General features: G+C 62.0%; 10 protein-coding genes. All 10 read left to right on the top strand.

The annotated features are described in order from the left end of the window. Positions 1 to 132: 132 nt before the first annotated feature. The 10 genes from aroQ (at position 133) to AC0R79_RS04245 (ending at position 12,327) form a co-directional block, all read left to right on the top strand. Complete coding sequence (gene aroQ / locus AC0R79_RS04290) at positions 133 to 588, top strand: type II 3-dehydroquinate dehydratase (protein WP_007951022.1); 456 nt, start codon at positions 133 to 135, stop codon at positions 586 to 588. Positions 589 to 612: 24 nt separating this feature from the next. Then, positions 613 to 1,080: an acetyl-CoA carboxylase biotin carboxyl carrier protein gene (gene accB, locus AC0R79_RS04285; protein ID WP_007951023.1), complete on the top strand. Its 468-nt coding sequence runs from the start codon at positions 613 to 615 to the stop codon at positions 1,078 to 1,080. Between the two features lie 17 nt (positions 1,081 to 1,097). Continuing rightward, positions 1,098 to 2,456: an acetyl-CoA carboxylase biotin carboxylase subunit gene (gene accC, locus AC0R79_RS04280; protein ID WP_007951024.1), complete on the top strand. Its 1,359-nt coding sequence runs from the start codon at positions 1,098 to 1,100 to the stop codon at positions 2,454 to 2,456. A gap of 166 nt (positions 2,457 to 2,622) precedes the next feature. Beyond that, entirely contained in the window at positions 2,623 to 3,501 is an 879-nt protein-coding gene (gene prmA / locus AC0R79_RS04275) for a 50S ribosomal protein L11 methyltransferase (protein WP_474733355.1), read from the top strand. Positions 3,502 to 3,531: 30 nt separating this feature from the next. Beyond that, complete coding sequence (locus AC0R79_RS04270; protein ID WP_474733354.1) at positions 3,532 to 4,800, top strand: DUF3426 domain-containing protein; 1,269 nt, start codon at positions 3,532 to 3,534, stop codon at positions 4,798 to 4,800. 185 nt (positions 4,801 to 4,985) lie between these two features. Further along, positions 4,986 to 5,996, top strand: a complete 1,011-nt coding sequence (gene dusB, locus AC0R79_RS04265; protein ID WP_011332261.1) for a tRNA dihydrouridine synthase DusB — start codon at positions 4,986 to 4,988, stop codon at positions 5,994 to 5,996. Then, entirely contained in the window at positions 5,993 to 6,313 is a 321-nt protein-coding gene (gene fis, locus AC0R79_RS04260; protein WP_002555375.1) for a DNA-binding transcriptional regulator Fis, read from the top strand. Before dusB ends, fis begins: the two co-directional genes overlap by 4 nt. Before the next feature lie 82 nt (positions 6,314 to 6,395). Further along, on the top strand, positions 6,396 to 8,003 hold the full coding sequence (gene purH / locus AC0R79_RS04255; RefSeq protein WP_474733352.1) for a bifunctional phosphoribosylaminoimidazolecarboxamide formyltransferase/IMP cyclohydrolase: 1,608 nt from the start codon (positions 6,396 to 6,398) through the stop codon (positions 8,001 to 8,003). Positions 8,004 to 8,154: 151 nt separating this feature from the next. Further along, positions 8,155 to 9,447 carry a phosphoribosylamine--glycine ligase gene (gene purD / locus AC0R79_RS04250; protein WP_127796798.1) on the top strand — a complete coding sequence of 431 codons (1,293 nt, stop codon included), beginning with the start codon at positions 8,155 to 8,157 and terminating at the stop codon, positions 9,445 to 9,447. Positions 9,448 to 9,549: 102 nt separating this feature from the next. Then, positions 9,550 to 12,327, top strand: coding sequence for a hybrid sensor histidine kinase/response regulator (locus tag AC0R79_RS04245; RefSeq protein WP_474733350.1), 2,778 nt, complete (start codon positions 9,550 to 9,552; stop codon positions 12,325 to 12,327). The last annotated feature ends 1 nt before the right edge of the window (position 12,328 follow it).

Raw genomic sequence — 12,328 nt, 5'->3', positions numbered from 1 at the left:
TCAGTCAGTCACATATTTTGCGCAAACATCGGACATCGTGCTGGCTATTGCAGAGAACTGGACAGTCACAAAGTCTTTGCGGCATAGTCGCCGGGTTCTGACGAAGGCTCACCCATAACAAGGAACACGCAGATGGCAACGCTACTGGTGCTGCACGGCCCCAACCTGAACCTGCTCGGCACCCGGGAACCCGGGACCTACGGGTCGACCACCCTGGCGCAGATCAATCAGGATCTGGAACGCCGCGCCCGTGAAGCCGGCCATCATCTGCTGTATCTGCAAAGCAACGCCGAGTACGAATTGATCGACCGCATCCACGCCGCACGCGGCGAGGGCGTGGACTTCATTCTGATCAACCCGGCAGCATTTACACACACAAGTGTCGCATTACGTGACGCGCTGCTGGGAGTGAGCATCCCATTCATCGAAGTGCATTTGTCCAACGTGCACAAACGCGAACCTTTCCGCCATCACTCTTACTTCTCCGACGTAGCGGTAGGAGTGATCTGCGGCCTTGGCGCCAGCGGTTATCGACTGGCCCTGGAGGCTGCACTAGAGCAGCTTGAACAACAAGCTATACGCCCCTGACCGACCCTTGGGAGTTGATGATTCATGGATATCCGTAAAGTTAAGAAACTGATCGAATTGCTGGAAGAGTCCGGCATCGACGAGCTCGAGATCAAGGAAGGCGAAGAGTCCGTACGCATCAGCCGTCACAGCAAGACCCCGGCGCAGCAGTATTACGCACCGGCTCCGATGCAGGCTCCGGCCGCTGCACCTGCCGCCGCTGCCGCTCCGGTTGCTGCTGCAGCAGCTCCGGCTGCCGCTGCTGCTCCAGCGCTGAACGGCACCGTTGCCCGTTCGCCGATGGTCGGCACCTTCTATCGCAAATCTTCGCCAACCTCGCCGTCCTTCGTTGAAGTCGGCCAGACCGTGAAGAAAGGCGACACCCTGTGCATCGTCGAAGCCATGAAGATGATGAACCACATCGAAGCTGAAACCAGCGGTGTGATCGAGTCCATCCTCGTCGAAGACGGCCAGCCGGTTGAGTACGACCAACCGCTGTTCACCATCGTTTGAACTGCGGAGAGCCTTTGATGACTGCGAAGTTGGAAAAAGTTCTGATCGCTAACCGCGGTGAGATCGCCCTGCGGATTCTGCGTGCCTGCAAAGAGATGGGCATCAAGACCGTCGCCGTTTACTCCAAGGCCGACAAAGAGCTGATGCACCTGGGTCTGGCAGACGAATCCGTCTGCATCGGCCCGGCTTCTGCCGCTCAGTCCTACCTGCACATCCCGGCCATCATCGCTGCCGCTGAAGTGACTGGCGCTACCGCCATTCACCCAGGCTACGGTTTCCTCGCGGAAAACGCTGATTTCGCCGAGCAGGTCGAGAACTCCGGCTTCGCCTTCATCGGCCCGAAAGCCGACACCATTCGCCTGATGGGCGACAAGGTATCGGCCAAGCACGCGATGATCGAAGCGGGCGTGCCAACCGTTCCAGGTTCCGACGGCCCGCTGCCGGAAGACGAGGAAACGGCACTGCGCATCGGTCGTGAAGTCGGCTACCCGGTGATCATCAAGGCCGCCGGCGGCGGTGGTGGTCGCGGCATGCGTGTGGTGCACAAGGAAGAAGACCTGATCGCCTCGGCGAAACTGACCCGCTCCGAAGCTGGCGCGGCGTTCGGCAACCCGATGGTCTATCTGGAAAAATTCCTGACCAACCCGCGCCACGTCGAAGTGCAGGTTCTGTCCGACGGCCAGGGCAACGCCATCCATCTGGGCGACCGCGATTGCTCGCTGCAACGCCGTCACCAGAAGGTTCTCGAAGAAGCGCCGGCACCGGGCATCGACGAGAACGCGCGCAAGGAAGTCCTGGCTCGCTGCGTCAAGGCGTGCATCGACATCGGCTACCGTGGCGCCGGCACCTTCGAGTTCCTGTACGAGAACGGTCGTTTCTACTTCATCGAAATGAACACCCGTGTTCAGGTGGAGCACCCGGTTTCGGAAATGGTCACCGGTATCGACATCGTCAAGGAGATGCTCAGCATCGCCGCTGGCAACAAGCTGTCGTATACCCAGGATGATGTGGTCATCCGCGGTCACTCGCTGGAATGCCGGATCAACGCCGAAGACCCGAAAACCTTCATGCCGAGCCCGGGTACGGTCAAGCATTTCCACGCGCCAGGCGGCAACGGCGTTCGCGTCGATTCGCACCTGTACAGCGGTTATGCCGTTCCGCCGAACTACGACTCGCTGATCGGCAAGCTGATCACTTACGGCGCGACCCGCGACGAGGCCATGGCCCGCATGCGCAATGCCCTGGACGAAATCGTGGTCGACGGGATCAAGACCAACATCCCGCTGCACCGTGATCTGACCCGTGACGAAGGCTTCTGCAAAGGGGGCGTGAACATTCACTACCTCGAGCACAAGCTGGCTGGCGAGAAGCACTAAGCTTCAGCCCGCACCTGACAAGGCCGCCTTCGGGCGGCTTTGTTGTTTCCGAAGGTTTCATCTGCTCACACATTCCCCGCTCCCACAAAACCGTCGCGCTCGCGTAAACTTGCGCGCTTCTCGCAGGCCGCTAGGCTGCAATCAATCTTTTTCACAGGTGCCCGCCATGCCTTGGCTGCAAGTAAGACTCGCCATCAGCCCGGAACAAGCCGAAACCTACGAAGACGCTTTCCTTGAAGTGGGCGCCGTTTCGGTGACCTTCATGGACGCCGAAGATCAGCCGATCTTCGAACCGGAACTCAATACCACCCCGCTGTGGGCGCACACCCACCTGCTGGCCCTGTTCGAGGGCGGCACCGAAGCCGCCCCGGTACTGGCCCATCTGGAACTGCTGACCGGCAGCCCGCTGCCCGAGCACCACAGCGAAGTGATCGAAGACCAGGACTGGGAACGCAGCTGGATGGACGGTTTCCAGCCGATGCGCTTCGGCCAGCGCCTGTGGATCGTGCCGAGCTGGCACGCCGCACCGGAGCCGGACGCGGTCAACCTGCTGCTGGACCCGGGCCTGGCGTTCGGCACCGGCACCCACCCGACCACCGCCCTGTGCCTGGAATGGCTGGACGGCCAGGACCTGAAAGACTGCAACGTGCTGGATTTCGGCTGCGGCTCGGGGATTCTGGCGATTGCCGCCCTGCTGCTCGGCGCGAAAGAAGCCGTGGGCACCGACATCGACGTGCAGGCACTCGAAGCCTCCCGCGACAACGCCGGACGCAACAACATCGCCGACGAACTGTTCCCGCTGTACCTGCCGGAAGACTTGCCGCAGGTCAAAGCCGACGTACTGGTGGCCAACATTCTGGCCGGCCCGCTGGTTTCCCTGGCGCCGCAACTGTCCAGCCTGGTCAAGTCCGGCGGGCGTCTGGCACTGTCCGGGATTCTTGCCGAACAAGGTGACGAAGTCGCCGCCGCTTACGCGCAGGACTTCGATCTCGACCCGATCGCCAATCGCGATGGCTGGGTGCGCATCACCGGCCGTCGGCGCTAGAATGACCGCCTGCTCAATCCGGATCGCCGCATGACCGACAGCTTCGTCACCCAGTGCCCGCATTGCCAAACCAGTTTCCGTGTCAGCCACGCTCAGTTGAGCGTGGCCCGCGGGGTGGTTCGTTGCGGCTCCTGCCTGCAAGTGTTCAATGCCGCCAAGCAATTGCTGGAGCAACACGCAGGCAAGGAAGCGGTCACGCCGGTGGCGCCGTTGATCAGCGAGCCGCCACCGATCAGCGAGCCGGCGCCTGTCGAGCCACCGGCCATCGTCGAAACGCCCGAGCCGCGCGCCATCAGCCAGAAGCAATGGAGCGCCGCCGAGCTGGATCTGGACAGCCTGGATCTGGACGAAGAACTGGCCCGCCTCGAACAACGGGAAATCCAGCCGACCACCGAGTTCGGCCGCCCACGCGAAGACGCCCTGAGCGCTCGCCGCGACAGCCACGAACCGGAAGACACGACGTGGCCGGACAGCCTGTTCAGCGAACCGGCAGATGAGCGCGCACCCGAAGTCGAAGATGAACCCGAAGCCATCGAGCCCGAGCCGATCAAACCGGAGCGCACTGAACCTTCGCTGTCGCTGGAGCCGGTGGATCTCGACGATGAACCGCCGATCCCGCAACTGCGCCTGCACGATCCGATCGACCCGAACGCCCGCCGCGAACGCCTGTCGGCCAGCGACGACGTCGACGACGAACTGCCACTGATCGAAGCACCGCGCAAAAAACGCGAACGCGTCGAATCCAGTGTTCGCGCCGAAGCCTTGCAGGACCTGACCGACGATCCGCTGCAACTGGACTGGCAGAAACGCCGCTCGCCCTGGGGCCGTCGCCTGCTCTGGCTGTTGCTGATCGTACTCGCCGCTGCCGGCCTGGGCGGACAATACATCACCTATCACTTCGATGAACTGGCCCGCCAGGATCAATACCGGCCATGGTTCCAGCAACTGTGCCCGCAAGTCGGCTGCACGGTGCCGTCCAAGGTCGATATCGCCAAGATCAAGAGCAGCAATCTGGTGGTGCGCAGCCACCCGGAATTCAGCGGTGCGCTGGTGGTGGACGCGATCATTTATAACCGCGCGCCGTTCTCGCAGCCGTTTCCGCTGCTGGAGCTGCGCTTCGCCGACCTCAACGGTCACCTGATCGCCAGTCGTCGCTTCAAACCCGGCGAATACCTCAACGGCGACCTCGAAGGCATGGCGGAAATGCCGCCGCAGACGCCGATCCACATCGCCCTGGACATCCTCGATCCAGGCCCGAAAGCCGTGAACTACAGCCTGAGTTTCCACTCGCCCGAGTGAAACGCTTCATCGCTCCCGGATTGACGGCAGTTTTCTGACTGCTCAGCGCACGACCAAACCGGCGGTAATAACAGAATAACTGTTCAGATTTTGTTCAATTCAGCCTTTATCCAGTCATCGAGAGCGGGTATCATGCCAACCCTTTTTCGAACTCTCATGATCCGGCCCCACTTCAGGGAAGTCCTATGTCGGCGGTACGCATCGGCCCATATACATTGCAGAACGGCTTGATCCTCGCCCCGATGGCGGGTGTCACCGACCAGCCCTTTCGTCAGCTGTGCAAGCGTCTGGGCGCAGGGCTTGTAGTCTCGGAAATGGTCACCAGTGACATGAGCCTGTGGAACACCCGCAAGTCGCGCATGCGCATGATCCACGAAGGCGATCCCGAGCCACGCTCGGTGCAGATCGCCGGTGGCGATGCGCAGATGCTGGCGGATGCGGCCCGGGCCAACGTCGAACTGGGCGCACAGATTATTGATATCAACATGGGTTGCCCGGCGAAGAAGGTCTGCAACAAGGCCGCCGGCTCCGCGTTGTTGAAGGATGAGGCACTGGTTACCGAGATCCTGAACGCCGTCGTGGCGGCAGTTGATGTGCCGGTGACCCTGAAGATCCGCACCGGATGGGATCGCGACAACAAGAACGGCCTGACCGTGGCGAAGATCGCCGAGCAGGCCGGGATCACGGCGCTGGCGGTGCATGGCCGTACCCGCGCCGACCTGTACACCGGCGAAGCCGAATACGACACGATTGCCGCAATCAAGCAGGCGGTGTCGATTCCGGTCTTTGCCAACGGCGACATCGTATCGCCGGAAAAGGCCCGCTACGTGCTCGACGCGACCGGTGCCGATGGCCTGTTGATCGGCCGGGCCGCCCAGGGGCGGCCATGGATTTTTCGCGAGATCGAACACTTCCTGCGTACCGGCGAAAAACTGCCGGCGCCGGAGCTGATCGAGGTGGAACGCATTCTGCTTGAGCATCTGGCCGCCCTTCACGCCTTCTATGGGGACGTGATGGGTGTGCGAATTGCCCGCAAGCATGTGGGCTGGTATCTCGCAACCTTGCCGGGCGCCAGGGAATTTCGCGCCCACTTCAATCGTTTGGATGGTACGGAAACACAATGCGCCAACGTTCGGGAGTTCTTCGCCGAACGTTACAAGAGCCTGACAGGGGACGGAGAAGGGGTGGCCGCATGACGATGATGACCGAGACTTTAGTGAGTGGAACAACACCCGTGAGCGACAACGTGAATTTGAAACAGCACCTCAATACCCCGAGCGAAGAAGGCCAGACCCTTCGCGGGAGTGTCGAGAAGGCGCTGCACAATTATTTCGCCCACCTTGAGGGCGCGTCCGTCACGGACGTGTACAACCTGGTGCTCTCCGAAGTCGAGGCTCCCCTGCTCGAAAGCGTGATGAACTACGTCAAGGGCAACCAGACCAAGGCCAGCGAGCTGCTCGGACTGAACCGCGGCACGTTGCGCAAGAAACTCAAGCAGTACGATCTGCTGTAAGCATTCAATCAAACCAGAAAGGCGCCCGCGTAAAACCGGTCGCCTTTTTTGCTGACTTCCCTTGCTTTTGATGGAAATTGAGATGACCGACCAGACTACCCGCCTGCCGATCCGCCGCGCCTTGATCAGTGTTTCCGACAAGACCGGGATCCTCGAATTCGCCAGGGAGCTGGAAGCCCTGGGCGTGGAAATCCTTTCCACCGGCGGGACCTTCAAACTGCTGCAGGACAACGGCGTGGCCGCAGTGGAAGTCGCGGATTACACCGGTTTCGCAGAGATGATGGACGGTCGGGTGAAAACCCTGCACCCGAAAATCCACGGCGGGATCCTCGGTCGTCGCGGTACCGACGACGCGATCATGAACGAGCACGGCATCAAGCCGATCGATCTGGTGGCGGTCAACCTGTACCCGTTCGAAGCCACCATCAGCAAGCCAGGCTGCGACCTGCCGACCGCCATCGAGAACATCGACATCGGCGGCCCGACCATGGTCCGTTCGGCGGCGAAAAACCACAAAGACGTGGCCATCGTGGTGAATGCCAGCGATTACGCCAACGTCCTGGAAAACCTCAAGGTCGGCGGCCTGACCTACGCTCAGCGTTTCGACCTGATGCTCAAGGCGTTCGAACACACCGCTGCCTACGACGGCATGATCGCCAACTACATGGGCACTGTGAACCAGGCCGCTGACACCCTCAGCACCGAAGGTCGCAGCGAATTCCCGCGCACCTTCAACAGCCAGTTCATCAAGGCCCAGGAAATGCGCTACGGCGAGAACCCGCACCAGAGCGCTGCGTTCTACGTTGAAGCCAAGCCTGCCGAAGTCGGCATCGCCACCGCGACCCAACTGCAAGGCAAAGAACTGTCGTACAACAACGTGGCCGACACCGACGCCGCGCTGGAATGCGTGAAGAGCTTCGTCAAACCGGCCTGTGTGATCGTCAAGCACGCCAACCCGTGCGGCGTGGCCGTGAGCCCGGACGCCGAAGGCGGTATCCGCCAGGCCTACGAACTGGCCTACGCCACTGACACCGAATCGGCGTTCGGCGGCATCATCGCCTTCAACCGTGAACTGGATGCCGAGACCGCCAAGGCGATCGTCGAGCGTCAGTTCGTTGAAGTGATCATCGCCCCAAGCGTCAGCGAAGAAGCCCGCGCCATTGTTGCAGCCAAGGCCAACGTGCGCCTGCTGGCCTGCGGCGAGTGGTCGGCCGATCGCGTTCCGGCCTGGGACTACAAGCGCGTCAACGGCGGTCTGCTGGTACAGAGCCGCGACATTGGCATGATCGGCGCCGACGACCTGAAAGTGGTGACCAAGCGCGCCCCGACCGAACAGGAAGTCCACGACCTGATCTTCGCCTGGAAAGTGGCCAAGTTCGTCAAATCCAACGCCATCGTCTACGCCAAGAACCGTCAGACCATCGGTGTCGGCGCCGGCCAGATGAGCCGCGTGAACTCCGCGCGTATCGCGGCGATCAAGGCTGAGCACGCCGGTCTGCAAGTGGCTGGTTCGGTAATGGCATCGGACGCGTTCTTCCCGTTCCGCGACGGTCTGGACAACGCGGCCAAGGTCGGTATCACTGCGGTGATCCAGCCGGGTGGTTCGATGCGTGATGCTGAAGTGATTGCTGCTGCCGACGAAGCCGGCATTGCCATGGTGTTCACGGGAATGCGTCATTTCCGTCACTGATTTTCCTGCTTGATCGTGCCCACGCTCTGCGTGGGTACGTAGCCCGGGACGCTCTGCGTCCCTCGGACGCAGAGCGTCCGTTGAGGCATTCCCACGCAGAGCGTGGGAACGATCAGCCCCCACAGAATTAGCGTCATCCGAGGTTTTTGAAATGAATGTTTTGATCATTGGCAGCGGTGGCCGCGAACACGCCCTGGCCTGGAAAGTGGCTCAGGATCCGCGTGTGCAGAAAGTTTTCGTCGCACCGGGCAACGCCGGCACCGCGATTGAAGCCAAGTGCGAAAACGTCGCCATCGACGTGCTGGCCCTCGAGCAACTGGCCGACTTCGCCGAGAAAAACGTTTCCCTGACCATCGTCGGTCCGGAAGTGCCATTGGTGGCCGGCGTCGTCGACCTGTTCCGCTCCCGTGGCCTGGATTGCTTCGGTCCGACCGCTGGCGCCGCGCAGCTGGAAGGCTCGAAAGCCTTCACCAAGGATTTCCTGGCTCGCCACAAGATCCCGACCGCCGACTACCAGAACTTCACCGAGATCGAGCCGGCCCTGGCTTACCTGCGTGAAAAAGGCGCACCGATCGTGATCAAGGCCGACGGCCTGGCCGCCGGTAAAGGCGTGATCGTCGCCATGACTTTGGCCGAAGCCGAAGACGCCGTGCGCGACATGCTTGCCGGCAATTCCTTTGGCGACGCCGGTTCGCGCGTTGTCATCGAAGAATTCCTCGACGGCGAAGAAGCCAGCTTCATCGTCATGGTCGACGGCAAGAACGTTCTGCCGATGGCCACCAGCCAGGACCACAAACGCGTCGGCGACGGCGACAGCGGCCCGAACACCGGCGGCATGGGTGCTTACTCCCCTGCACCAGTGGTCACCGCCGACGTGCACCAGCGCGTGATGGACCAGGTGATCTGGCCGACCGTGCGCGGCATGGCCGACGAAGGCAACGTCTACACCGGTTTCCTGTACGCCGGCCTGATGATCGACAAGGCCGGCAATCCGAAGGTCATCGAGTTCAACTGCCGTTTCGGCGATCCGGAAACCCAACCGGTGATGCTGCGTCTGCAATCGAGCCTGGTGCTGCTGGTCGAAGCGGCACTGGCGCAAGCGCTGGACAAGGTTGAAGCGCAGTGGGATCCACGTCCGAGCGTCGGCATCGTGCTGGCCGCCGGCGGTTACCCGGGCGACTACGCCAAGGGCGCGCCGATCAACGGTCTGGACGCAGCCGCCGCACTGGAAGGCAAGGTCTTCCACGCCGGTACTGCGCTCAAGGACGGCAAGGTCGTGACGGCCGGTGGTCGGGTGCTTTGCGCCACTGCCATGGGCGCCAGCGTTGGCGCTGCGCAGGAGCAGGCCTACAAACTGGCCAAGGCCATCGACTGGGAAGGCTGCTTCTACCGCACCGACATTGGCTACCGCGCCATTGCCCGTGAACGCGGTGAGTCTCAGTAATAAGCTACGCTGTGTTTCCGGCAGGGGCTCATCGCCCTTGCCGGACTGTTCCGACGCTGCGCATCGTTATATTCTGGCATCAACCTACGAAGGGATTTCGCCGTGCGCTGGCTCAGGATTGCCATAGGCTTCACCGTCACGCTGTTGACCTTGCTCTGCATGCTCCCGGCCCAGGCCGCGCAAGGCAGTGGCTGGTCGGTATTGATTGACGATCAGGGCAACCTCCAGCTGAGCGACATCCGCTCCGCCCGCTACACCAATCAATTCAGCCCTATCGAGCTTGACCGCCTCACCGCGGCCGAACCCGATGGCGCCTTGTGGCTGCGCTTCAGGCTGGCGCCCGGCAAGCACGAACAAGTGCTGCGGATCTTCGCCCCCGACCTGTCGCACCTCAATCTGTATGTCCTCGACGGCGATCGCCTGATCGAACAACGCGACACCGGCACCACCCAGCCCCAGGTAGAGCGACCGCTGCCCAGCAGCGATTTCATGCTGCCGTTGCCGCAGAGCGACAAGCCCCTCGACGTTTACCTGCGACTGGTCTCCGATCACCAGTTGCGCCCGTACATCACCCTGCAATCGGCAGTGATGGCCGCGGCCAATCACAACCAGACGCTGATCTACGGCCTGCTGTTCGGCTGTCTGGCGATGCTGATCCTGCACAACCTGATCCGCTACGCCTACACCCGCTCGCGCAGCAGCCTGTGGCTCGCGGTGTGTGAAGGCCTGTTGAGCCTGAGCCTGTTGCTGTTGCTCAACCTCGCCGGCCCGTGGCTGCCGAACTGGCATGCGATCCAGACCCCCGGCGCCTATCTGGCCCTGCTGCTGACTGCACCGGCCGGCCTGATGTTCGCCTACCGCTTCTTCGCGCCGCTCGGCCCGCATCCGCTGAACAAGCTGTTGATCGGCGACATCCTGTTCATCGTGATCTGCAGCCTGCTGCTGTTGTTCGTCAACACCCTGCCGCTGAACATCATCACTTACGCGCTTGTGGCTCTCGCCGGGCTGAGCATGTTGCTGGTGGCGTTCTATCACTGGCAGAAAGGCTACCGCCCTGCCCGCTTGTTCGTCGCCGCGATGGTGGTGTTCAACATCGGCACGCTGATCATCCTTCCGGCCTTGCTGGGGCTGACCCTGGTCGCGCCGCAAGGCCTGATCATGACCCTGATGGGTTTCATCTGTATCAGTGGCCTGCTGATGAGCATCGCCCTCGGCGAGCGTCAGCGCAGCATCACCGAAAGCCGTTTCAGCATCAGCCGCGACCTCGCGGCGAGCAACGCCGAGATCAACGCCAAGGCCGAATTCCTGGCCAAGATCAGCCACGAAATCCGCACGCCCATGAACGGCGTACTGGGCATGACCGAACTGCTGCTCGGCACGCCACTGTCGGTCAAGCAACGCGATTACGTGCAAACCATCCACAGCGCCGGTAACGAACTGCTGACCCTGATCAACGAGATCCTCGACATCTCGAGGCTCGAGTCCGGGCAGATCGAACTCGACGACGTGCAGTTCGACCTCAACGCCCTGATCGACGATTGCCTGAGCATCTACCGCGCCAAGGCCGAACAGCAGAACGTCGAGCTGATCAGTTTTATCCAGCCGCAAGTGCCACGGGTCATCAGTGGCGACCCGACGCGCCTGCGCCAGACGTTGCTGAGCCTGCTGGAAAACGCCCTGAAGAAAACCGAAGAAGGCGAAGTGCTGGTAGTCGTCGCCCTCGACGAACGCAGCGCCGGGCCACGCCTGCGCATTGCCGTGCAGGACAGCGGCCAGCCGATGGATCAGGAAGAACGCGACGCGCTGATGCACGCCGAGTTGCACAGCAAGCACTTCCTGTCGGCCAACCGTCTGGGCGGCAACCTCGGTCTGGTGATCGCCCGCCAATTGATCCGTTTGATGCAGGGCGAGTTCGGCATCAAGAGCGGCGCCAGCCAGGGCAGCACGCTGTGGCTGACCCTGCCGCTGGACCCTGATCGCCTGGAGCATCCGACCTCGGACCTCGACAGCCCGCTGCAAGGCGCACGCGTGCTGGTGGTCGACGACAACGACACCTGCCGCAAGGTGCTGGTGCAGCAATGCAGCGCCTGGGGCCTGAACGTGAGCGCCGTGCCGTCGGGCAAGGAAGCGCTGGCCCTGCTGCGCACCAAGGCGCATTTGCGTGATTACTTCGACGTGGTCCTGCTCGACCAGAACATGCCCGGCATGACCGGCATGCAACTGGCCGCCAAGATCAAGGAAGACCCGAGCCTGAACCACGACATCCTGCTGATCATGCTCACCGGCATCAGCAATGCGCCGAGCAAGATCATCGCGCGCAACTCGGGGATCAAGCGCATCCTGGCCAAACCGGTGGCCGGCTATACGCTCAAGACCACGCTCGCCGACGAACTCAACCAGCGCAACCGTGGCCAGGTGGTGTTCCAGCCACAGGTCGCGAGTCCCGCTGCGCCGGTCAAGGTGCCGAGCGATTTCCGCATTCTGGTGGCCGAAGACAACACGATTTCGACCAAGGTGATCCGGGGCATGCTCGGCAAGCTCAACTTGCAGCCGGACACCGCCAGCAACGGCGAAGAAGCCTTGCAGGCGATGAAAGCCCAGCGTTACGACCTGGTGCTGATGGACTGTGAAATGCCGATCCTCGACGGTTTCTCCGCCACCCAGCAACTGCGGGCCTGGGAAGTCGGCAATCAGCGCATCCGCACGCCGATCGTGGCGCTGACCGCGCACATCCTCGCCGAGCACAAGGAACGCGCGCGTCAGGCCGGGATGGACGGGCACATGGCCAAACCGGTGGAGCTGTCGCAACTGCGTGAGCTGATCGAGCACTGGGTGGCCCAGCGTGATCAACAGAACCGCGCGACGACGCAACCGTCGTGAG

It is taken from the genome of Pseudomonas sp. HD57-3, assembly GCF_056113135.1.
The sequence above is the reverse complement of the archived record's forward strand: the minus strand, read 5'-3'. Positions and strand labels throughout refer to the sequence as shown.